The organism is Cupriavidus sp. PB-02, assembly GCF_058252315.1.
In genome coordinates this window covers 1,875,095-1,896,034 of record NZ_CM177694.1, presented here as the reverse complement: position 1 = coordinate 1,896,034, position 20,940 = coordinate 1,875,095, and the positions used below count along the sequence as shown (strand labels likewise).

Genomic DNA, 20,940 nt, shown 5'->3' with positions numbered 1-20,940 from the left:
CATAGCGCCACCGACTACAGAGGCCCGATACGGGCCCGCAACCCTCTGGTGAGGAGACAAATCATGGATGCACAGGAAATCGCCCTGTCCGGGCCCCTGTCACAAAAGACATGGATGCAGCGCGCAATCGCATCATGCGTTTATCTGTTTGAACGCCTGATGCCCGATCCGTTCGTGATCGTGATCTTGCTGACGGCGATGACGGCGGCCTGTGCAGCCGTCTTTGCCCCCGGCGGCTCAGTCAGCAACATTCTGTCCGGTTGGTACAAAGGCATTTTTGGAATTTTCACCTTTGCCTTCCAGATGGTGCTGGTGCTGGTCACGGGCTACGCCCTGGCCAGTGCTCCAGTCATCCGGCGCGGCTTGCAACGTCTCACCATGCTCGCTACCGGCCCCCTGTCAGCGGTCGCGCTGGTCTCAATCGTGGGTGCCTTCGCCACGTTCCTTAACTGGGGATTCGGCCTGGTGGTCGGGGCGATGCTGGCCAAGGAAGTTGCCAAGCGGGTTCGCGTAGACTTCGCGTGGCTCGTGGCGGCTGGCTACACGGCGTGGGTTCTCTGGGCCTTCACCGGCATGTCCAGTTCGATCGCTCTGTCCATCGCAACGCCGGGGAACCCCCTCAACATCGTCGAGCAACACACCCGCGCAGTAGTACCGTTGGCGGATACGGTTTTCTCCGGTTGGAATCTCGTGGCCGGGCTCATCGCCACACTGCTGCTGCCGCTGGTGTTCATGATGATGCGCCCATCGGAGAGCGACACGATTGCTGCAGATCCGAAGGCGATCGAGGCCAGCGAAGCCGCTGTCGCCACTCCCAAGCGGCGCGATTGCCTGGCGGGTCTGCTTGAAAGGTCCCGGCTGTGCGCACTGTTGTTCGTCGTGGCTGGTGCAGCGTACCTAGTGCAGCAATGGAGCGCGACCGGCATTCACCTGGACATTAATACAGTCATCTTCATCTTCCTGCTCGCCGGGCTATGCCTGCACGGAAGCGCCGGCGCCTACGTCCATGCGGTGACGGAAGCGGCGAAGGTGACCGGGCCCATGCTGCTGCAGTATCCCTTTTACGGGGGCATCATGGGAATCATGCATGCAACCGGCCTGGCAGAAGTTGCCTCGGCATCGTTCATCCGCTTCGCGTCCACCGATACGCTACCGTTTTGGAGCTATCTTGGCTCCATCATCATCACCATCTTCATCCCCAGCGGCGGTGGTCACTGGGCCGTGCAGGGCCCCTTCACGATTCCTGCAGCACAACAGCTTGGCTCAACCCTGGCAGGCACCTCGATGGCCGTAGCAGCGGGTGAGCTAGCCGGCAGTCTGCTGCAACCCTTCTGGGCCATTCCCGTCGTTGCAATCGCTGGCGTTGGCGTGCAGCGGGTGCTGGGATTCACGCTGGTCAGCTTCATCACCGCGGGAACATTCTTCGGCTTGCTGTACCTGCTGGTCGTGCCGCACATCAGCGCATGACCGATGGTCTCCCGGCGGAATCACCCCTGCTTCCGCCGGCCCCACTTTCCAATCAATTCCAGGCACTCACGATGACCAATCCAATACAACACGCCCTCCCCCTGCAAGGCGTCCGGGTAATCGAGATCTGCAATGTGGCTGCGGGCCCCTACTGCGCCATGTTGTTGGCGGACATGGGGGCTGACGTCATCAAGATTGAACATCCGGAAACCGGGGATACGTTGCGGAGTTGGCCGCCCATCTCGGCCGGCTACAGCGAAAACTTCGCCTCTCTGAATCGGAACAAGCGGTCGGTCACACTAGATCTAAAGAAAACTGAGGATTTGGCGAGGGCCCTTGATCTGATAGACACAGCAGATATCCTGATTGAAAACAACCGGCCCGGCGTCATGGATCGGCTGGGCCTGGGTTACGAGGCCGTACGTGAAAGAAATCCGCAACTGGTCTACTGTTCAATTTCCGCCTACGGCCAGACTGGCCCACGGGCCAGCGAAGGCGGCTTCGACCTGACCCTGCAGGCCATGAGCGGCATCATGAGCGTGACAGGCGAGGCAGGCGGTCCGCCCGTAAAGTGCGGCGTGCCGATCGCCGATTTTTCCGCCGGGCTCTACGCCGCGTTTTCCGCGGTCTGCGCGCTACAACAGGCAAGCGCAACCTGCAAGGGCACGCACGTTGATATCTCAATGCTCGGTGCCACGCTTGGCATTGCTGCCCTGCAGACTTCCGAATTCTTCGGCAGTGGCCGCGATCCGGTCAAGCTGGGAAGCGCCCACCCGCGCAATGCGCCGTATCAGGTCTTCGCCTGCCGCGATGGCTACTTTGGCATGGCAGCCGGCAACAATGCGCTGTGGCGCGCGGTATGTGGCGTCATGGCGCGCGACGAGATGTTGGTCGACAGCCGCTTCACTAGTCCGGCGCTTCGGGCCAAGCATCAGGTTGAACTGCGCGAGCTGCTGGAAACCGAGTTCATTCGGGAGGACGCGGAGACCTGGCTCATGCGATTCAGGGCTGCCGGGGTGCCATGCGCGCCGATCAACAACTACTCCGACGTGCTAGCCGACGAACAGGTGAAACACATGCAATGGGTCCAGCTCCTCACGCTGCCCAATGGTGTGGAGACTCGTACCTTTGCCTCGCCGATTCGCCTGTCCGGAAACAACCTGCCGATCCGCAGTGCTCCCCCGGCATTAGGGGAGCACAACATGGAAATCCTTGGCGCAAGCCAAGAATCCAATGAGGAGTTCGTGCAATGAATGAGAATCTGATCGTGAATCGGGACGGTGATTCCGTTACGCTCACGCTGAATCGGCCCGACAAGCTGAATGCCTTGTCTCCAGAACTTGTCGAAGCATTGATCCAGGCGATCCGACAGGCCCACACCGATGACGCTGTCAGGCTCATCGCCTTTCGTGGCATGGGGCGCAACTTCTGCGCAGGCTTTGACCTCGGCAGTCTCGACCAGGAAACAGACGCGAGCCTTCTCCTTCGCCTGGTCAGGATCGAAACGCTGCTGCAATTGATCGCGTACTCGCCCTGTATGACGGTAGCGTACGCACACGGGAGGAACTTCGGAGCCGGGGTCGATCTGTTCGCGGCATGCAAGCGGCGCTATGCCACGTCAGACACAAAATTCCGCATGCCCGGTCTCTTGTTTGATCTGGTGCTTGGAACGCGCCGCTTCGCCGCGCTTGTCGGCAACGAACGGGCGCGCGAAATCCTGCAGACTGTTCGTGAAATTCCCGCCGATGAAGCGAACCAGATTGATCTGGTCTCCCGCGTGACCGAGCAGGATGACTGGACTGCTCTCTTCGCGCGTGACCTCAAGGACGCCACCATGCTTTCCCCACGGGCGCAGGAGAGCCTTTACGCCGCGGTACATCCACCGACAGCGGATGTCGACATGGCGGCATTGGTTCGGTCCGCAGCGGAACCCGGGCTGCGGCAACGCATCGAGCAATACCTCGGCCGATAGACCTTACTCACTTTGACACTATAGACGCGCCTACTATGAAGACGAAAGCTGCAATCGCCTGGGAAGCCGGTGCCCCGCTGACCATCGAAGACGTGGACCTGGACGGTCCGCGCGCCGGGGAAGTGCTGGTGGAAATGAAGGCCACCGGCATCTGCCATACCGATTACTACACGCTGTCAGGCGCCGATCCGGAAGGCATCTTTCCGGCGATCCTGGGGCATGAAGGCGCCGGCATCGTCACCGACGTCGGCCCCGGCGTGACCTCGCTGAAGCCGGGCGACCATGTGATTCCCCTGTACACGCCGGAATGTCGCCAGTGCAAGTTCTGCCTGTCGCGCAAGACCAACCTGTGCCAGGCGATCCGCGCCACGCAGGGCAAGGGCCTGATGCCGGACGGCACCTCGCGCTTCTCGATCGACGGCAAGCCGATCTTCCACTACATGGGTACCTCGACCTTCGCCAACCACATCGTGGTGCCGGAGATCGCGCTGGCCAAGATCCGCCCGGATGCGCCCTTCGACAAGGTCTGCTACATCGGCTGCGGCGTGACCACCGGCGTGGGCGCGGTGCTGTTCACCGCCAAGGTGGAAGCCGGCGCCAACGTGGTCGTGTTCGGCCTGGGCGGTATCGGCCTGAACGTGATCCAGGCGGCCAGGATGGTCGGCGCCGACAAGATCATCGGCGTGGACCTGAACCCGGCGCGCGAGGCGATGGCGCGCAAGTTCGGCATGACACATTTCGTCAACCCGAAGGAAGTGGAGAACGTCGTCGACCACATCATCCAGCTGACCGACGGCGGCGCGGACTACTCATTCGAATGCATCGGCAACACGCAGGTCATGCGCCAGGCGCTGGAGTGCTGCCACAAGGGCTGGGGCAAGTCGATCATCATCGGCGTGGCCGAGGCCGGCGCCGAGATCTCGACGCGCCCATTCCAGCTGGTGACCGGGCGCGAGTGGAAGGGCTCGGCCTTCGGCGGCGCGCGCGGCCGCACCGACGTGCCGAAGATCGTCGACTGGTACATGGAAGGCAAGCTCAATATCGACGACTTGATCACGCACACGCTGCCGCTGGAGCGCATCAACGAAGGCTTCGACCTGATGAAGCGCGGCGAGTCGATCCGCTCGGTGGTGCTGTACTGAGGCGCTCGCCATGGAACTGATCTCGCAACACGGCTGCCACGGCGGTGTGCAGCGCTTCTACCGGCATGACTCCGCCATCATCGGCTTGCCGATGAAATTCTCGGTGTTTCTGCCGCCGCAGGCGCAGGGCGGCGCCAAGGTGCCGGTGCTGTTCTACCTGGCCGGGCTGACCTGCACCGAAGAGACTGTCATGATCAAGGCCGGCGCGCAGCGCTTTGCCGCCGAGCACGGGCTGATGCTGGTGGCGCCCGACACCAGCCCGCGCGGCGCGGGTGTGCCGGGTGAGGCCGATGCTTGGGACTTCGGCGTGGGTGCCGGCTTCTACCTCGACGCCACCGAGGCGCCTTGGAGCAACCACTGGCGCATGGAGAGCTACGTTGCGGAGGAGTTGTTCGGGCTGGTCACCACTGCGCTGCCTGGCGATGCCAGCCGCGTCGGCATCTTCGGGCATTCCATGGGCGGGCACGGCGCGCTGGTGCTGGCACAGCGCCATCCGCAGCGCTTCTGTTCGGTGTCCGCGTTTGCGCCGATCGCCGCGCCCTCGCGCTGCCCGTGGGGCCAGAAGGCTTTCACCGGCTACCTCGGCGATACCAAAAGCGTTTGGGCGGATCATGATGCCACCTCGCTGATGCTGAAGCAGATTCACCCTCCCTTCGTGGACGGAATCCTGATTGATCAAGGACTATCGGATCAATTTCTCCACGAACAACTTCTCCCCGACGCGTTTGCAGAGGCTTGTGCCGCTATTGGTCAGTTACTCATTCTCCGGCGACATGAAGGCTACGACCATGGCTATTACTTCATCGCTTCATTCATCGAGGATCACGTACGTTTCCATGGAAGCATCCTGAATGGATGCCGCCGCCCGTTGTTGACCAGCGCTGCTAGTTGGAATGCTCAACTTCGGGACACGTTGATGCCGGCTTAGCGACACCCGACCAATGCGCGGCAACTGATGCTTGATAGCGCATTGTGTCCACTCTTTTTCTACCCACAAAGGAGTTTGAACATGGCAATCTTTTCCCATATTGTTGTAGGCACCAACGACCTGGAGCGTGCTCGCGCATTCTATGATGGCGTTCTCGGTGCACTTGGCATCAGCCGCGTCATGAATCTGGACACGGCCTCGCTATGGGGTGTAGACAGCCCGGAATTCATGGTCACCAAGCCGGGGAACGGCCTGCCATCCACGTATGCCAACGGTGGGACCATTAGCTTTTCCGCCCCCAATCGCTCAGCGGTCCATGCCTTCCATGAAGCCGCAATCAGCCTGGGCGCCCGGGATGAAGGTGCGCCAGGTCCCCGGAACTTCACCCCCACCTCATACGCGGCATATGTGCGGGACCCCGATGGCAACAAGATTTGTACCTATTGTTTCGATCCAGCGTAACCTATAAGTGTGTCATCGCTCTGAGCGGTACGTTCAGAGCGATGAGTGGGCTTTGCCGTCTGTCTTTGGTCGCCACGGAGCGGCGATGTAAATTGGGTCTTCCGCACTTTGTGTGACAAGCCTCGCTGGCGTGGAGGATCTTGTAGCGGGGAGCGGCCGTCGTCTCCCAGCCATCCTGACTGGCGCCCGTTTGCCGGGCCGCTATCGCCCGGTAGCGTGCGCCAGGCCATGGTGATCCTGAACGCGCTGTTCGAACCCCACCGCTCATGAATCACCGGTAGCACCCTGGGTACATGCGGGCAACGGAGGCACGCTGCGTTGCGGATCCTGAACGCCCTGTTCGCCTGGGTGACCGAGGCGGGCTACCTGGCCGGCAACCCGCTCGCCCTCGCCCGCCGCCGGCGCGCCCCGACCCAGGCGCGCATCACCCGCTATCCGAGCCACGACCTGCCTGAGACGGACAAAGACACCGTCACGGCGATGCGGACTGAGATAGGCCGGGAAAGGCTGCACGCGGCCCGCTGCACATGATCCTGAAAGGTGGCGCCGCTTTGATCTGCGTCAGACGCAAATCGTGCAGGGCAACTACTGTGTCAATGAGAGCCCCGCGAGTCCCAATTCGCATCGGACTCAACGATCTGCTTGCCCAGCTTCCCAGGAGGGCGCCATGGCCACCCCGCTCGTCACCTCGCTGCCGACTTCACCTTCCGACGCGCTTTCCTCCCCCAGCCCGTCACCGCTTGCCGCCTGGCATACCGACCATGTCCATTTCGCCTCACTGCTCGACCTGCTAGAACAGCAGGTCAGCACTTTCCATCAGGGCGAGCAGCCAGACTACGGCCTGATGGCCACGATCATCCATTACATGCGCAACTATGGCGATTGCGTGCACCATCCCCGCGAGGATGTTGCCTACGCGCTGCTCGTGGAACGGGATCCCGGCACACGGATCATCATCAGCCGGTTACTGCAGGAACATCGCGTGATCGCCACGGTCGGCGCGGAATTGCTCAATCGCCTGCGCGAAGCCCAGAGCGAAGTGGTCACTTCGCGAACGGCACTGGAAGCGGCCGCGGCCATGTACCTGGTGTACTACCGTAACCATCTGTCCACCGAGGAGAAACAGGTCATGTCGCGTGCCGCCCGGTTCCTGACCGAAGCGGACTGGGCGGAGGTCGCCGCGATCGATTGGGCCAGTGCCGATCCCCTATTTGGCGCCAATGTGGAGAAGCGCTTTGCAACCTTGCGCAAGCAGATCGACAGCGAAGCGAACGCGTCCATGCACTGAACGTCGGTCGTTTCGCGGCACTGCCGGGCCTCGGCCCAGAACTTTTGCCGTGGACCGGTGCCCGCCATGAGCGCGCCCGGTTTCAGCGCGGCCATCATTCCATTTTGAGCCCTACCGTCCTGATCATGGCCTGATAGATCGACCCCGTGCGCGCGATGAAGCGCTGCAGGGCTTCGCCGGTCAATGGCGTGTCTTGGCTGCCAAGCTGCTCCCGCACATTCCTGACGGCCTCCGATTCCGTGACCGACTGCCGCACCAGCGTGGCGAGGCTGTTGACGATGTCGGCAGGCAGCCCCGCGGGGCCCAGCAGCATATTGACGGCCAGGTTGCCGCAGATCGGGTCGGATATGCGTTCGTCCGCCCACGTCGGTAGCCGTGAAGTGTAGATTGCTTCGATTTACGTCAGCGTCCGTTGCGTCGGGAAATAACTCCGGAAAGGATTCGACCTCCTCCGGCATTACATGGGAATCTTGGCCGTACGGGCCACGCCGCCCCAATGCGCCATGTCCTTCCGGATAAGCTGCGTCAGTTCTTCCGGTGTACTGGCCCTGGCTTCCGCGTGATGGTCCGCAAGGTACTTGCGGAACTCCGGACGCTCTACCGCCTTGACCAGGGCGCCGCGAAGCCGCCTCGCATCGACGTCGCTGGTGCCTCTGGGCGCGAACGCCGCAAACCACAAGACGCTTTCAAATCTCGGCAAATCTTCGGCAATCGCCGGGACCTCGGGTAGCGAGGCCATGCGCTGGCGTGCCGCTACGCCGAGGAATCGCATCTTTCCCGATTGCACCAGTGCTACAGATTCAATCGCGCTCACGAAGCTGCACTGGATGTCTCCCTGAAGCAAGCCTCTGGCGACCAGCGATCCGCCCTGATAAGGAATGTGCGTCATGTCAAGCTTGCCGAGGCGGGAAAACTCGACTCCCGTCAGGTGCGCAAGCGAGCCAATCCCTGATGAACCGTAGTTGACGCTAGCATCCGGCTGACGCGCTTGCTCCATAAAAGCCTTTAGCGTTTTGGGACCCTTCTCTGCCGATACCATCAATACCAATGGCATGAAGGCGATTGTCGTTAGCGGTTGAAGGTCCCGCAGCGCATCGTAAGGCGTTCTTCTCAGGGATGGAACGATCGCGTTCGGTCCCTGGTTGCCGAACAGGATGGTGTTTCCATCAGCCGAAGCCTTCGCAACGTAGTCCGTACCGATCGCCCCGGCCGCGCCAGGCTTGTTTTCCACGATGACCGGCTGGTTCAATAGTTCGCCAAGCGGCTTCTGCAGAAGCCGGGCGACGTAGTCAGTCGTGCCTCCGGCCGCGTATGGCACGACAAGCCTTAGCGGAGGGCGCCCCTCCTCCTTCGCATTCGCTCCAGCAATGGGCAAGGCAATCAGCGAGGCCAGCAGCATCGGGCCAGAGATTGATAGTCGCATCGGATATTCCTTTACGAAGGATCACTCGCGGTGATCTCCAGCATAGCTGGTGGTATTGGCGCCAATCGCGAACGCAATCCAGCGTTTCGGGTCAGTTGCGTTTTATTGATTCTTGGCGATAGGGCTAACCTTTGTCGCGTCGTCTTTTCTAGCCCAGCCTGTAAGCTGCGCTAACCGTCAAACCTCTGACGGGGGCGTCCACCGTTTAGGCGATCATTTTTGTTCGCTGTGCAAGGGCGACACGGAAGCGCGCTTGCCATGAATAAGCCAATCTGACATTGCGGCCTTACTGTCGCCCACACCAACAATCCGTCTTTCATAAACACAGGAAAGACACCGCTTCGACATCGCATCAGCAGGCAGCGCAAGCGCGCCTTCATCCGGAGCCACGCTGCGCATGGCCGAATCGCAGCCTCCCACTCTGTCTTGATCAATCTCAGGCATGGCACTTGCTGTTGAAGCCACTGCGCCGGCTGAAGGAACTTTCGCAGGCTGACGCCTGGCACATCGGTGTACGTGTCTCGCAGACACCTGATGCCGCGGCGTGATGATGACATCGACGGGCCTCCGAGTCGCCATGCAGAACGCATATGCCGAATCAAAACGGAATGAAATATTCCTCGTCGAGACGATAAGCCACATAAACACAGGAGAAAGAATGATGTCCCGACTGAAGCTGTCGGCCGTATCCACCGCAGTGATCTGCTCTTCCGCTGCCTACGGTCAATCCAACATTACGCTATATGGTGTGGTAGATGCTGGCATTGAGTACGCCAACCATCAGCCCAATGGCGGACATGACGTCGTTCGCATGACGCCAGGTAACCTCTCGGGCTCACGTTGGGGGCTGCGCGGCATTGAGGACCTGGGCAGCAACCTGAAGGCTCTGTTTGTCCTCGAAAGTGGCTTCGAATCCGATACTGCGCGCTCCGCGCAAGGGGGACGACTTTTCGGGCGGAGCGCATATGTGGGCCTGCGGGGACGGTGGGGAACATTTCTGCTGGGCAGGCAAAACAACCCACTCTTCGATATCGCAGGGGAGATCGACCCAATCGGTCTCGCTCCGAGATACTCCTTGCTTGTGCAGGACATCGCGCTGGCATCGCGCGCCGATAACACTGCCAAATATGTTGGTCAGTTCGGCGGTCTCAAGGCATCGGCGATGTACAGCTTTGGTTCGGACAGCACCAGGGTCAATGGGAGCGAAATCCCGGGGGAAGCAAAGATCGGACGCGAGTTCGGCGGCAATCTGACCTACTCTTCCGGAGGCTTTAGCCTCGCTACGGCGTATGACGAAATCAACACCGGCACCACGACCTCCACGCCGGACGCAACCACGCGGCGGGCGGTCGTTGCCGGAACCTACTCCGTCGGAAGCGTCACGATCTATACGGGCTACCGTTGGGCGAAGGCGTACGACGGCGCACTGTTTCCAGGAGCACCCGTTGGTCAGGCAACCCAACGCTCCAATCTCTGGTGGGCCGGGGCGCGTTGGCAGGCGGTAGCGTCGCTGACGCTCAATGCCGGGGCTTACTACCAGGACTTCGCAGGTACCAACGCCGATCCCTGGCTTTTCGTGGCATCGGCTGACTACGCTTTCTCAAAGCGCACCGACGCCTACCTCACGATTGGCTATACGAAGAACCGCAACGGGTCGTCTCTCGGCCTCGGCGCGGGCAGCGTTGGCTTCGGCACGGTCATGGGCGGGGCCAACCAGTTCGGCACCGTCATCGGTTTGCGCCACAAGTTCTGACCGGGCTGGCGGCGCAATGCCGTCAGCTCTCGCTTGACCGCCGTCCGCAGCCCCGCCTCTGCGCTCCGGGCGGTTAGCGCGTCTTACCAATCCCCCCAAGATTTCCAACTCGACACCAAACTGGGCAGCCACGAAACTGCCCTTACCCCTTTCTTTCCAGGTCCCAGACATGAACCACGATAAATCCATGCCACCGCCGCTGCAAGGCATCAAGGTCATCGAGCTGACGCATCTCATCGCTGGCCCGTATTGCGGCCAACTCCTCGCCGAAGAAGGTGCACAGGTGATCAAGGTGGAGCCCCCCGGCGGCGAACTGTCCCGATCGCGCGCTCCTCTGCGCGAGGACGCGCACGGTCACACCGTCTCGGCCCATTACGGCGCACTCAACCGGGGCAAGCAAAGCATTGCGCTCGATCTGAAGAACGCTGAAGGATTGAAGGTCGTGCACTGCCTGCTGGAATCCGCAAACGTGCTCATCACCAATATGCGCGCCGCAGCGCTGGAGCGACTTGGCATTCATCCGGAGACTCTGCATAAGCGCTATCCACGGCTCGTGATCGCCTGCATTTCGGGATTCGGGATGGAGGATGCTGGCGAATTTGCAGATCGTGCCGGCCTCGCCCTCGTGGCCGAAGCCATGACCGGTGCCACCGGTCTGACACGCGACCATGCTGGCAATCCCGTTTGGTGCGGGTTCGCGCTCGGCGACATCCTCGCCGGCATGACCGCGCATGGGGCGATTCTGCTGGCGTTGCGCAATCAGGAGCGTCACGGCATGGGCCGAATCCTCGACCTTGGCCTGATCGAATGCACGCTTCCCATGGTTTCGGTGGCACTGGCACGTGTGCAGATTGCCGACGCCGCCCTGTCCGCGTTCGCCGGCTCCAACGATTTTCACGGCGTGCCATACGGCGCGTTCCCCGCATCGGACGGCTTCATCAACATCGGCGTCAATCGCGACGATTTCTGGCGCCGCCTTTGCGTTGCGATGGGACGTCCCGAGCTGGGAACCGACGATCGCTACGCGACTTACGTTGAGCGCGCGAAGCGCCACGACGAGGTAAATGCCATCACGGAGACTTTTACCCGCGCACATACGCGCGCGGAGATCACAACAAAGCTGAACGAGGCCGATGTCCCCGTTGCGGCAGTGCTCAGCATGAACGAGGTGCTCAATGACGAGTATCTGCGCCAGCGTGGCGCGCTGCAGGAAGTCGACGACGGCCTGGGCGGCACCCTTCGCCTGCCGGCCGATCCGTCCCGCTTCCGCACCGGGCAGGAACAATTGCGCCTGCCGCGACTTGGCGAGCATCGCGTTGCGGTGCTGGAAAAGGAACTCGGCCTCTGTTCCGCTGAGATTGCGCGGCTGGAATCGGCGGGCGCCTTCGGGGCTGCGAAGTCATCCCGTGCCTCCAGTGAATCCTCTAGATGATTCTTGTCGGCAGGCATGCAACCACTTATCAAAAGGCCGATATGACACAACGAGCGGATAACCAGCAGAAAAAGGTCGCCATCGTCACAGGCGCGACGGCTGGATTGGGCAAGGCCATCGCGATCCGACTGGCACAGGAAGGCGTGTTCGTCGTCGCGACCGGCCGCAACCAGGCCGCCGGCGCGGCCTTGATCGAATCCATCCAGTCATCGGGCGGACAAGGTGCCTTTGTTGCGGCCGACATCGAGGACGCCGGACAGGCAATGGGTCTGGCCAATCACGTGGTCGACGCGTTCGGCAAGGTGGACATCCTCGTAGCCAGCGCCGGCGCTCCGCCCGCCGCACAAGGCGTGATCGGCCAGGTCGAGCCGAACGCCATCGCGGACCAGGTCGCCAGGACGGTTCGCATCAAGCTCAACCCGGTACATGCGGTCGTGCCGCACATGACCGAACGCGGGAGCGGGTCCATTCTGTTCGTCACGTCCGAAGGCGGTCGCTTTCCGACGCCCGGACAGACGACGGTGGCCATCCACTCCGGCGGGCTCATCATGGCCGCCAAGGTCATGGCAAAGGAGCTCTCACGCTCGCAGGTGCGCGTCAATACCCTTTGCGTCACGCTGGTCGAGGACACGCCCGTGTATGAACGATTTGCCGGCGGCGAACTCACGGCGATCCGGCAGAAGGTGTTCGACAAGATCGCTTCGCAGGCGCCGTTTGGCCTCGCGAAGCCCTATGAGATTGCGTCGGTGGCTACTTTCCTCGTGTCGGGTGCCGCGAGTCACATCACCGGAGCGACGCTGAGCGCGACTGGCGGGGCAACTTACTCCTGATGCAAGGAGTCGATCCTCGAGGGCGGCAGACCTGCCGCTCGCGAGGAATTCAGCAGCGAAACCATGAGTACGCGCAACGCAGGCCTTCATCCGCGTTCCCAGGTATCTGCACGCCCTCCGGTTTCCAACGGCGCGCCGTTCACGCCTTTGGTACTGCCTGGCTGGCGGGCGGCACGGCACGCCGCAGGAACGTGAGCGCCGCATGCCCGAAGACGTCGTTGCGATCGCCCGAGACCATGTGGCCGGCTCCGGCGATGTTCACGAACTCCGCTCGCGGACACAGACACAGGAAGTCGCGTGCCCCCTCCTCGCTGACGACGTCCGACCGGCCACCGCGCACCAGCAGCGTCGGCAGTTCGAGGTGGCGCGCCGCCTCGATGCGTCGTTCGTCGCTTTCGCGCTCCCTTTCCATAAGCCGGGGATCCCAGTGCCAATGGTATCTGCCGTCCGTAGCCAGCCGGAGGTTCTTGGCGAGTCCGTTTGGTACCCGTGCCCCCTGGGCGCGCGGGCGATAAGCGTGAATGGCATCGGCGGCTTCCTCGAGCGTACCAAAGCCTTCGCTCGTGCCGCGCATAAAAGACTTTACCTTCGCCACGCCGGAAGACTCCGTGCGCGGTGCAATGTCCACGAGGATCAGTGCGCTGGCATCGATGCGCCCTTCACCAACGCCGATCAGGCTGGTGGCGCCGCCCATCGACGCGCCTACCAGCGCTGGCCGCTTTCCAAGTACCGCGACGAGGCTCTTCAAGTCACGAATCATGGCGTCGCGGGAGTAATCGCCATCCGCTGCCCAGTCCGAGTCACCGTGGCCGCGCGCGTCAAACGCCACCGCGTGGTAGCCGGCAGCACCCAGCATCCTGCCCGTCGCGCGCCACGCATGCCGCGTCTGTCCCACCCCGTGGAGCAACAGCACCAGCGGTCCCTGCGGATCGCCCCATGAATCGCCGGCAAGCCGGAGTCCGCCGTCGCCGGCCCATTTGTGCAGGGGCACCGGAGTGCCGGGAAGTCGGGTGTAGGGTTTCATTGCTGTGATGATCATGGCAGCCAACGCGCCGCTGCGAGCGGAGCCGGTCGAGCCAGGCACGCGGGCCCCGGTGCAGCGTTGCAGCGGAGCCCAACAAGCCGGTATCCCGCATCGGGCTGCAGGCCGGAATGGTAGATTGGCAGCCGTCAGGCTTTGGGCCGACGACGGTACAGGAAGGTCGTCCGCATCTCCTGCGCGACGCTTTCGTCCTGCTTGATGACTTCTCGCCGGACCACGACCACGCCGCGATCCGGCCTGCTCGTCTCCTTCTTCTCGAGCACGCTGACGCGAGCGCGGATGGTGTCGCCGTGCTTGACCGGCAACAGCATCCGCCATAGGTCATTCTGCAGCAAGGCAAGCAACGTGCCGTCGTTGATCCCGCTCGCATATTGCAGGCCAGCCATCACGGCATACACCAGCGGGCCGTGGGCAATGGGTTCGCCGAAGGAAGTGGTCTTGCAGTATTCAAAGTTCGTGTGGACTTCGTTGAAGTCACCTGACAGGCAAGCGAAGTTGACGATGTCCGTGAGCGTGATCGTACGTGCCGGGCTGATGAACTCCTGTCCGACCTCGAAGTCTTCAAAATACTTGCCGCGCGGCGTGGAAGCAATGGTCATGGCAATCCTTTATTAATTTGTCGGGACCAGGGCCTCAGCCCCGGTCGTTGGCGAGAATGACGGTGCAATGCGAGGACAGGATGCCGCCCTCGTTGTGGACGAGTGCGACTTCGGCGCCATTCACCTGGCGCGCGCCCAGGCCGCCGCGCAGCTGGCGCACCGCTTCGACGATGCCGAACAACCCGCCCGCGGCGCCAGCGTGCGCATGCGACAGCATGCCTCCGTGCGTGTTGACCGGCAGCTTGCCGCCAAGGCCCGCATGCCCCTCCGCGAAGAACGCGCCGCCCTCTCCGGCCTTCACGAAGCCCAGTTCCTCCAGCTCGAGGATCGGCACAATCGTGAAGCAGTCATACAGCTGCGCGACATCGATGTCGCCCGGCCCGAGCCCTGCCATGTCATATGCGATCCGCCCGGATTCCGTGGCGCCGAACTCGGTCAGGCTGGGCGCGCACATCAGGTGCTCATGCGTGTGGTATTCGCCAATGCCCTGCAGATACACCGGCTTGCACTTGAGGTCACGCGCACGCTCGGCCGAGGTGACGATAAACGCGCCACCCGCATCGGAGATCAGGCAGCAATCGAGCATGCCTAGTGGATCGGCAATCGGCTTCGCGTCCAGGACCTCCTCCAGTTCTATCGCCTTCTTCATATGTGCGTTCGGATGCAGCAGCGCATGCTTGCGTGCCTGCACGGCGACCTGGGCCATTTGTTCCCGCGTCGTGCCATACACGTGCATGTGCCGCCGGGCGATCATCGCGTAGTAGCCCGGAATCGAGCCGCCGTAGGGCTGCTCAAAGTAAGGATGTCCCACCGCGAGCAACGTGCTGACGGTGGCGTCTCGCGACTGTCCGGTCGCTCGGTTCTCGCCGGCGCAGACCAGGATGGTCTCGGCCTGGCCGGCGGCGATTGCGTCTGCGGCATGCTTGAGCATGACCGCCGGACTTCCGCCACCGACCACCATCGAGGCATTGAAATGAGGCTTCAAGCCCAGGTACTCGCACAGCACCGAGCCGAGCATGAAGTACGGCTCGGTGAACGAATAGGCCGTCAGCAATCCATCGATGTCGGACACCTTCAGTCCGGCGTCGTCGAGCGCGCGCCTGGCGGCCTGCGCGTTCAGACCGAGCCCCGACATATGCGGCACACGCCCGATCTCGGATTCGCCGACACCGACGATTGCGACCTTGTTCTTCAGGGATGCAGGCTTCTTCATCGCATGCTCCGCGCGGCAATCCGTTCATACTGGGGGAGCATGGCGCCGTCGCCGCGATCCTCGAACGTGAGCTTCACCGGGTCCCCTATCGCGACGTCAAGGGCGTCGTCGCCGAGGATGTTGGCCATCATGCGCACACCCTCGTCAAGCTCGATCAGCGCTATCACGTAGGGCACAAGTGAGGCAAAAGCCGGATCCGAGGCACGCCGGATCACGCTGAAGCTATGCACATGCCCGGTGCCGCTGGCATCAATCCAGGCGAGGTTGTCGGACCAGCACGCCGGGCACAAGTACCGTGGCATGAAGTGGAGCTGACCGCAGGCATTGCACTTGCGGATCATGAGACGCCGCTCGCGGGCGGCGTTCCAGTAGGTCTGCGAGTCGGCGTTGGCCACCGGCTTCGGTAACATTGCTTGCACGGACGTTCTCCTGTTGTCAGTTCGCGGTGGCGGCCGTCTCGACGTAGGCGCGGGTGCGGATCATCCGCGTCGAGTCATACGTCATCACGATCTCGCCCCGTTGGTTCTTCACCTCGTGCGCAGTCGTGACCACGCCCCGGTCCGGCTTGCTGGTCAGGCGCCTGGACTCCAACCGCACGTGAACCTTGATCGCGTCGCCAGCGAAGACGGGCTTCACGAACTTCGGCGTCAGTTCCATCAGGAAGATGCCGCGGCGCCGCGTCAGCCCCGCCTGCAGGATCGCGCCCTCTGCCAGGCTGAGTACGTGCAGGCCGGGTGCCATGCGCGCGCCATACTCCCTGGTCGATTCGACATAGCTTCGGTCCATGAAGGTCGGCGTATGGAACCGGTGCAGGTCGACGAATCCGGCGATACCTTCCTCGGTGACGGGCACCCCCTTGGACTCGTAGGTCCAGTCCGCCGTGTAGTCCTCGAAATAGAGTCCTTCGTTCATCTTGCTCTCCTGGCTTAGTAGGAACGCGGCAGGCCGAGAACGTGCTGGCTGACGTAGTTCAGGACCATGTTTGGTGAGATCGGTGCGATCTGGAACACGCGGGTGTCGCGGAAGCGCCGCTCGATGTGGTATTCGCGGGCCAGGCCGAATCCGCCGTGCGTCTGCATGCAGACGTTGGCGAGTTCCCACGAGGCGTCTGAGGCGAGCATCTTGGCAATGTTGGCTTCGCCGCCACACGACTCGCGGCGGTCGAATTTCTCTGCCGCCTTCCAGCGCAAAGCGTCCGCCGCTTCCAGATGCGCGTAGCCAAGCGCGATGGGAAACTGCACGCCCTGGTTGGCGCCGATCGGCTTGCCGAACAGCACGCGCTCCTTGGCGTAGTTGACCGCCTTGTCCACGAACCAGCGGCCGTCGCCAATCGCCTCGGAAGCAATGATGATGCGCTCGGCGTTCAGACCGTCGAGCAGGTACTTGAAGCCCTTACCCTCCTCGCCGATCAGCGAAGTCTCGGGCACGCGCATATTGTCGTAGAAGACTTCGAAGGTGTGATGGTTGAACATCACGTCGATCTTGCGGCTGGTGTACTGCCTGGGATCGACCTGGCGCTTGTCGACCAGGAAGGCCGAGATTCCCTGGTGCGGCTTGGCCGGGTCCTTCGGCGCGCTGGTGCGCGCGAACACCATGAACGCGTCGGTGTAGTCAAAGCGCGAGGTCCAGAGCTTCTGCCCCTTGATGACCCATTCATTGCCCTCGCGCCACGCCTTGGTCTGCAGCTTCGCGGTATCGGTGCCCGCGTTCGGCTCGGTCAGCGAGAAGGACTGCAGACGCGTGCGGCCCGCGCACACTTCCTCGAGAATCTTGCGCTTCTGCTCGTCCGTGCCGTGGCGGGCAAGAATGCCCATCATGAACATCTGGCCGTGGATCATGGAGCCGACGCCGCCCGAGCGGTGCATTTCCTCGACGATGACGCACGCTTCGCGCAGGCCGAGTCCCATGCCGCCGTACTGCTCGGGAATCATCACCGTATGCAGCTTGGCATCCATCAGCGCCTTGATGTAGTCGTGCGGGAATGCCTCTTCCTTGTCGAGCTTGGCGAAGTACTCGTCGCCGAAGTTCCGCGTGACGGCTTGCGTGGCCTGGAGCACGTCATCCAGCGTGACGCCGTGGGAGGAGTTCTGTTCAAAGGAGGTCGGGATAGCGGACATGTTGGTTTCCTTGGTTTGACTGCAGCGCTCATGCTGTGAGGTCAAGTTTCGAGTTGGCGGGAACAATAGTCGAGTCGCTTTTTTTGCCGACCACGGTAACTTTTCCTAACGCCGGGTCGCGCGCGAATCCGATAAGGACAGCTACCTGCCTCGCGGGAGCTTTGATGATGAACGCGGGTGCATGGAGCAAGGCGAACGCTATCCGGCCGTGCGGATGGGACAGCCGGGAAGGGGCGAATTTGGAGATGGGATTCACGCCGGCCGCCGGGTCATGCGGCGGCAGGCGTGGCGAGCGCGGACAGTGGAAGGCCGCGTGGGCACGCGCGCGCCACTCGCGCTCAGGCAGCGTCCGTCGCCATATCCCTGGTCACGGCGGGAAGCGCGGCAACGCCGTACGCCTATGGGACCGCCGTCTCGCAGAGGGCATCGACCAGCAGCGCAACGCTGCCGAGACGCTCGACCGACCACAGCATGTCCAACAACCGACGGGCTTTCGACGGATTGCCCCACGGACCGTACAGATCGATGAACTTCGACTCCAGCTCAGCGTCGGTGAGCGGATTCGCTGCGCTGCCCTTGGGGTCGGTCTGCAAGTAGCTGTACGTGGCACCACCCTTGTCACGGATCGTGATGCGACTGCGCGAGTGCGCCGGGAATTCCAGGGTGAGTTTGGGGGAGCTGCAGACCCCAATGCATTCCATCAAGCGTCTCGTCCCCGCATCGCCGAGCCGCTCCTGCTCGTAGTCGGCAGAAGTCAGCCGGCCGTTCAGCAAGGCCACGGCAATCGCATAGGGCAGGCTGTGATCGGCGGTTTCGCGATTGGTTGGGGCCCAGCGGGTCGGGTCGGCACCCATCGCGCGGAAGGCCGCCTCGTAAGTTTCGACTTCGATCGACGCGATGTCCGTGATGGACACCCTATCTCGTAAGGCCAGCGCCGCGTCGACGGCCGCCTGGCCGTGATAGCAGACGGGGTGGAGCTTGAGGTGTGTGCCGACGATGCGCGGCGGCCCGCCCGCTCCGACCTGCCAGTCAAGTTCACCGACGACGTCCCGCATGCCGCCCTTGCCCTCCACGACCGCGGTAGGACCGGATACACCTTCGCGCGCCAGCAGCGCGGCGAAGACGCCGTTGCGCGCGCCGTTCGGACCGGCGCAACCCTTCCAGTCGGACAGATCGCCGGTGCGCACGTTGTAGAGCTGGAGAGCGGAGGACAGCGCTATCGACAGCGCCTCGCCGGCCTGCTTTTCGCCGAGGCCCAGCAGCCGCGCCGCACCTGCGGCGGCACCCGCCGCCGCGCACGTTCCCTGGTCGATGCCGCGCGCAGCGAGCGCCGCGCCGTCACACAGGCCGCAATAGACCTCGTAGGCGACGACGATCGCGGTGACAAGGTCCTTGCCGCTCAGCCCGAAGGCTTCGGCCACCGCGATGAGCCCACCGATCATGTCGCTCGGGTGCCCGTTGCTCCTGCCGAGATGCGTGTCGCTGTAGTCCAGGTAGCGCAGCATCGTGCCGTTGGCGAATGCCGCCATTTCGATCGAGGTGCGCGCGCCGGCCCCCCAGATTCGCGCGCCGGGCGTTCCGGCGTAGCGCGCGGCGAACGTCCGCATAGTGGCGCAGAACGGCTCGCCATGAGCGGCGGCCGCGCACGCCACGCTGTCGATGACGCGGCGTTGGCATTCGTGTATGGCGCTTTCCGGCAGCTTGTCGAAATCAGCCGCCGCCACATAGCGTGCGATGCGAAGCGTGGTTGCGTCCATGGTCAAGCCAACACGCGAAGCACTTCGGTGGCATCGTCCAGTGCCTCCAGATGCCGCACCATTTCCTGGGCCTTGCGGATCCCCTCGGCTGAAGGCGCTACCGCCGCCAGCGCGGCGCTGTCGCGGAATTTTTCGTAGAGGTACTCCCAGCTCATCGGACATTCCTCGTCGCCAGGGACGTTCTCACCTACCCGCGACAGCGTGCGGCCGTCACGCGTGACGATGTCGAGCCGGCCCTTGGGAAGCATGCTCTTCCAGTTGAAACTGTCGTCGACCACCGGCACGACCTTCTGCGCTGCCGCCAGCACGTGCGGGTCGTTCAGTGCGTCGCCGAAGAAATCGGCCACCTTCACCTGCCCCTTGGTCGCGGCGACGGCCACACAGTAGGGGATGCTGAACTTGGCATCCGCCGGCGTAGCCGGGCGCCGGCGGCTCTCGATCGGCTCGCACAGCTGCTTCTGGAAGTCGCCGACGTTCACGCGGATCTGCTCGATATCGCCGATGGTGAGCTTGTGCTCCTTCATCAGCGTCAGCGTGGCATGGATAAAGCCGTGCGAAGCGCCGCAGGACGGCCACGGCTTGTAGAGAATCGACCCGCCGTCGTACGTCTCGCCCAGGCCCTGCAGCATCTTCTCGCGGTCGTATTCCCCGCGGAAGTACACATTGAAGAACCCGGCCTTGCCCTCGAACATGCTCTTGACGCCGCTCACACCCTGTTCCGCCATCAGCGCGGCGAGCACGGCACCTTTGGTCGTAAACCCCGCATACATGCCACGAAGGTCGCTGCCAACGCCATAAGCCAGCTCCATCGTGCCGCAGCACTGCATACCCGCAATGCCGAACGCGCTGACGATCTGCTCCGGCTTGAGCCCCAGCACGTGGGCCGCGGTCGCCGTCGCGGAATAGACGCCGATCACCGTCGTCAGATGCCAGTCCTGCCGGTTGGCGACGTTGCGGCGCATGCGCAGGAACATGTCCTGGCCGGCGGCGACCGCGGCGATGAGGTCGCGCCCCGAGATACCACCGGCGCGCTCCGCCAACGCCAACGCAGCGGGCACGATCGAACTGCTGGGGTGGTGGCCTTCGGGAGCGTGGTCGTCGAAGTCAAGGCAATGCGCCATCGCTCCGTTGTGGAAGGCCGCCCAGACCGCCGGTGCTCGCCCCCCGAAACCGAGCAGCGTACTCTGCTCCGCGCCGCCGGCCTCGCGCACCATCGCGTTCACCCCCTTTACCGCCGGCTCCACCCCGGTCGCCGCCAGAATCACGCCGAGCGTATCCAGGATGCTCTTCTTCGCACCCTCCACGGCTTCGGGCGGCAGATTGCCATAGCGGGCGTTCGCGATAGAGTTGGCGAAATCGCGGGAAAGGTCGGCGGCTTGTGTCATCGAGAAGATCTCCGGGAAAGGCAACGGGTGGTGTTCTCGTATTGTCAAAGGCCGCGCCGCGGCATGTCGAGTCAGATTAATTTGAGCGAGCGTAGCGAAATCTAACCAGCACGACCCGCACCGTCGGGCC

Annotated in this window: 20 protein-coding genes and 2 pseudogenes; 11 read left to right on the top strand and 11 right to left on the bottom strand. The window is 62.9% G+C overall.

All coding sequences use genetic code 11. From position 1 onward, the window contains the following. Nucleotides 1-63: 63 nt before the first annotated feature. The 8 genes and pseudogenes from AC10V3_RS09080 to AC10V3_RS09045 all read left to right on the top strand — a co-directional run bounded on the left by AC10V3_RS09080 (nucleotide 64) and on the right by AC10V3_RS09045 (nucleotide 7,259). Nucleotides 64-1,467: a short-chain fatty acid transporter gene (locus tag AC10V3_RS09080; protein ID WP_454751917.1), complete on the top strand. Its 1,404-nt coding sequence runs from the start codon at nucleotides 64-66 to the stop codon at nucleotides 1,465-1,467. A 71-nt stretch (nucleotides 1,468-1,538) separates the two neighbouring features. Next, complete coding sequence (locus tag AC10V3_RS09075; RefSeq protein ID WP_454752581.1) at nucleotides 1,539-2,720, top strand: CaiB/BaiF CoA transferase family protein; 1,182 nt, start codon at nucleotides 1,539-1,541, stop codon at nucleotides 2,718-2,720. Further along, on the top strand, nucleotides 2,717-3,439 hold the full coding sequence (locus AC10V3_RS09070) for an enoyl-CoA hydratase/isomerase family protein (RefSeq protein WP_454751916.1): 723 nt from the start codon (nucleotides 2,717-2,719) through the stop codon (nucleotides 3,437-3,439). Before AC10V3_RS09075 ends, AC10V3_RS09070 begins: the two co-directional genes overlap by 4 nt. Before the next feature lie 35 nt (nucleotides 3,440-3,474). Continuing rightward, a complete protein-coding gene (locus AC10V3_RS09065) occupies nucleotides 3,475-4,581 on the top strand; it encodes an S-(hydroxymethyl)glutathione dehydrogenase/class III alcohol dehydrogenase (RefSeq protein ID WP_454751915.1) in 1,107 nt (368 codons plus the stop codon). A 10-nt stretch (nucleotides 4,582-4,591) separates the two neighbouring features. After that, nucleotides 4,592-5,431 (top strand): annotated as a pseudogene (gene fghA, locus AC10V3_RS09060) (S-formylglutathione hydrolase); the annotation flags it as partial. Between the two features lie 159 nt (nucleotides 5,432-5,590). Beyond that, entirely contained in the window at nucleotides 5,591-5,971 is a 381-nt protein-coding gene (locus tag AC10V3_RS09055) for a VOC family protein (protein ID WP_022534896.1), read from the top strand. Between the two features lie 144 nt (nucleotides 5,972-6,115). Beyond that, nucleotides 6,116-6,496, top strand: a pseudogene (locus AC10V3_RS09050) (hypothetical protein); the annotation flags it as partial. A gap of 142 nt (nucleotides 6,497-6,638) precedes the next feature. Continuing rightward, nucleotides 6,639-7,259, top strand: coding sequence for a hemerythrin domain-containing protein (locus AC10V3_RS09045; RefSeq protein ID WP_490923540.1), 621 nt, complete (start codon nucleotides 6,639-6,641; stop codon nucleotides 7,257-7,259). 94 nt (nucleotides 7,260-7,353) lie between these two features. Here AC10V3_RS09045 and AC10V3_RS09040 read toward each other — a convergent pair whose 3' ends face one another. The 3 genes from AC10V3_RS09040 to AC10V3_RS09030 all read right to left on the bottom strand — a co-directional run bounded on the left by AC10V3_RS09040 (nucleotide 7,354) and on the right by AC10V3_RS09030 (nucleotide 9,126). Beyond that, entirely contained in the window at nucleotides 7,354-7,572 is a 219-nt protein-coding gene (locus AC10V3_RS09040; protein WP_022534893.1) for a type 2 periplasmic-binding domain-containing protein, read from the bottom strand. A gap of 144 nt (nucleotides 7,573-7,716) precedes the next feature. Then, nucleotides 7,717-8,682, bottom strand: a complete 966-nt coding sequence (locus tag AC10V3_RS09035; RefSeq protein WP_022534892.1) for a Bug family tripartite tricarboxylate transporter substrate binding protein — start codon at nucleotides 8,680-8,682, stop codon at nucleotides 7,717-7,719. 213 nt (nucleotides 8,683-8,895) lie between these two features. Then, nucleotides 8,896-9,126 carry a hypothetical protein gene (locus AC10V3_RS09030; RefSeq protein WP_349606038.1) on the bottom strand — a complete coding sequence of 77 codons (231 nt, stop codon included), beginning with the start codon at nucleotides 9,124-9,126 and terminating at the stop codon, nucleotides 8,896-8,898. A gap of 214 nt (nucleotides 9,127-9,340) precedes the next feature. Between AC10V3_RS09030 and AC10V3_RS09025 the strand changes: the two genes are divergently transcribed. The 3 genes from AC10V3_RS09025 (at nucleotide 9,341) to AC10V3_RS09015 (ending at nucleotide 12,697) form a co-directional block, all read left to right on the top strand. Next, nucleotides 9,341-10,435, top strand: coding sequence for a porin (locus AC10V3_RS09025; RefSeq protein ID WP_490923673.1), 1,095 nt, complete (start codon nucleotides 9,341-9,343; stop codon nucleotides 10,433-10,435). Between the two features lie 169 nt (nucleotides 10,436-10,604). Then, nucleotides 10,605-11,867, top strand: coding sequence for a CaiB/BaiF CoA transferase family protein (locus AC10V3_RS09020; protein WP_349606041.1), 1,263 nt, complete (start codon nucleotides 10,605-10,607; stop codon nucleotides 11,865-11,867). Beyond that, entirely contained in the window at nucleotides 11,864-12,697 is an 834-nt protein-coding gene (locus AC10V3_RS09015; protein WP_349606042.1) for an SDR family NAD(P)-dependent oxidoreductase, read from the top strand. The genes AC10V3_RS09020 and AC10V3_RS09015 overlap by 4 nt, the downstream gene beginning before the upstream one ends. A gap of 139 nt (nucleotides 12,698-12,836) precedes the next feature. On the opposite strand, the gene AC10V3_RS09010 is transcribed toward AC10V3_RS09015, so the two are convergent. The 8 genes from AC10V3_RS09010 to AC10V3_RS08975 form a co-directional block, all read right to left on the bottom strand. Beyond that, a complete protein-coding gene (locus AC10V3_RS09010) occupies nucleotides 12,837-13,721 on the bottom strand; it encodes an alpha/beta fold hydrolase (RefSeq protein ID WP_022534888.1) in 885 nt (294 codons plus the stop codon). Nucleotides 13,722-13,867: 146 nt separating this feature from the next. After that, entirely contained in the window at nucleotides 13,868-14,338 is a 471-nt protein-coding gene (locus AC10V3_RS09005; RefSeq protein ID WP_022534887.1) for a MaoC/PaaZ C-terminal domain-containing protein, read from the bottom strand. Between the two features lie 34 nt (nucleotides 14,339-14,372). After that, entirely contained in the window at nucleotides 14,373-15,551 is a 1,179-nt protein-coding gene (locus AC10V3_RS09000; RefSeq protein ID WP_022534886.1) for a thiolase C-terminal domain-containing protein, read from the bottom strand. Then, nucleotides 15,548-15,961, bottom strand: a complete 414-nt coding sequence (locus AC10V3_RS08995) for a Zn-ribbon domain-containing OB-fold protein (RefSeq protein WP_041681028.1) — start codon at nucleotides 15,959-15,961, stop codon at nucleotides 15,548-15,550. The genes AC10V3_RS09000 and AC10V3_RS08995 overlap by 4 nt, the downstream gene beginning before the upstream one ends. Before the next feature lie 25 nt (nucleotides 15,962-15,986). After that, nucleotides 15,987-16,463 carry a MaoC family dehydratase gene (locus tag AC10V3_RS08990; RefSeq protein ID WP_022534884.1) on the bottom strand — a complete coding sequence of 159 codons (477 nt, stop codon included), beginning with the start codon at nucleotides 16,461-16,463 and terminating at the stop codon, nucleotides 15,987-15,989. Between the two features lie 14 nt (nucleotides 16,464-16,477). Continuing rightward, complete coding sequence (locus AC10V3_RS08985) at nucleotides 16,478-17,668, bottom strand: acyl-CoA dehydrogenase family protein (RefSeq protein ID WP_022534883.1); 1,191 nt, start codon at nucleotides 17,666-17,668, stop codon at nucleotides 16,478-16,480. Between the two features lie 398 nt (nucleotides 17,669-18,066). Next, a complete protein-coding gene (locus AC10V3_RS08980) occupies nucleotides 18,067-19,425 on the bottom strand; it encodes an MmgE/PrpD family protein (protein ID WP_022534882.1) in 1,359 nt (452 codons plus the stop codon). A 2-nt stretch (nucleotides 19,426-19,427) separates the two neighbouring features. After that, complete coding sequence (locus AC10V3_RS08975) at nucleotides 19,428-20,810, bottom strand: MmgE/PrpD family protein (RefSeq protein ID WP_022534881.1); 1,383 nt, start codon at nucleotides 20,808-20,810, stop codon at nucleotides 19,428-19,430. Nucleotides 20,811-20,940 lie beyond the last annotated feature (130 nt).

Excerpts from the sequence above, each read along its gene's own strand:
- AC10V3_RS09080 (WP_454751917.1), top strand. The coding sequence starts at position 64 with ATGGATGCACAGGAAATCGCCCTGTCCGGGCCCCTGTCACAAAAGACA.
- AC10V3_RS09075 (WP_454752581.1), top strand. The coding sequence starts at position 1,539 with ATGACCAATCCAATACAACACGCCCTCCCCCTGCAAGGCGTCCGGGTA.
- AC10V3_RS09070 (WP_454751916.1), top strand. The coding sequence starts at position 2,717 with ATGAATGAGAATCTGATCGTGAATCGGGACGGTGATTCCGTTACGCTC.
- AC10V3_RS09065 (WP_454751915.1), top strand. The coding sequence starts at position 3,475 with ATGAAGACGAAAGCTGCAATCGCCTGGGAAGCCGGTGCCCCGCTGACC.
- AC10V3_RS09055 (WP_022534896.1), top strand. The coding sequence starts at position 5,591 with ATGGCAATCTTTTCCCATATTGTTGTAGGCACCAACGACCTGGAGCGT.
- AC10V3_RS09045 (WP_490923540.1), top strand. The coding sequence starts at position 6,639 with ATGGCCACCCCGCTCGTCACCTCGCTGCCGACTTCACCTTCCGACGCG.
- AC10V3_RS09040 (WP_022534893.1), bottom strand. The coding sequence starts at position 7,572 with ATGCTGCTGGGCCCCGCGGGGCTGCCTGCCGACATCGTCAACAGCCTC.
- AC10V3_RS09035 (WP_022534892.1), bottom strand. The coding sequence starts at position 8,682 with ATGCGACTATCAATCTCTGGCCCGATGCTGCTGGCCTCGCTGATTGCC.
- AC10V3_RS09030 (WP_349606038.1), bottom strand. The coding sequence starts at position 9,126 with ATGCCTGAGATTGATCAAGACAGAGTGGGAGGCTGCGATTCGGCCATG.
- AC10V3_RS09025 (WP_490923673.1), top strand. The coding sequence starts at position 9,341 with ATGATGTCCCGACTGAAGCTGTCGGCCGTATCCACCGCAGTGATCTGC.
- AC10V3_RS09020 (WP_349606041.1), top strand. The coding sequence starts at position 10,605 with ATGAACCACGATAAATCCATGCCACCGCCGCTGCAAGGCATCAAGGTC.
- AC10V3_RS09015 (WP_349606042.1), top strand. The coding sequence starts at position 11,864 with ATGATTCTTGTCGGCAGGCATGCAACCACTTATCAAAAGGCCGATATG.
- AC10V3_RS09010 (WP_022534888.1), bottom strand. The coding sequence starts at position 13,721 with ATGAAACCCTACACCCGACTTCCCGGCACTCCGGTGCCCCTGCACAAA.
- AC10V3_RS09005 (WP_022534887.1), bottom strand. The coding sequence starts at position 14,338 with ATGACCATTGCTTCCACGCCGCGCGGCAAGTATTTTGAAGACTTCGAG.
- AC10V3_RS09000 (WP_022534886.1), bottom strand. The coding sequence starts at position 15,551 with ATGAAGAAGCCTGCATCCCTGAAGAACAAGGTCGCAATCGTCGGTGTC.
- AC10V3_RS08995 (WP_041681028.1), bottom strand. The coding sequence starts at position 15,961 with ATGTTACCGAAGCCGGTGGCCAACGCCGACTCGCAGACCTACTGGAAC.
- AC10V3_RS08990 (WP_022534884.1), bottom strand. The coding sequence starts at position 16,463 with ATGAACGAAGGACTCTATTTCGAGGACTACACGGCGGACTGGACCTAC.
- AC10V3_RS08985 (WP_022534883.1), bottom strand. The coding sequence starts at position 17,668 with ATGTCCGCTATCCCGACCTCCTTTGAACAGAACTCCTCCCACGGCGTC.
- AC10V3_RS08980 (WP_022534882.1), bottom strand. The coding sequence starts at position 19,425 with ATGGACGCAACCACGCTTCGCATCGCACGCTATGTGGCGGCGGCTGAT.
- AC10V3_RS08975 (WP_022534881.1), bottom strand. The coding sequence starts at position 20,810 with ATGACACAAGCCGCCGACCTTTCCCGCGATTTCGCCAACTCTATCGCG.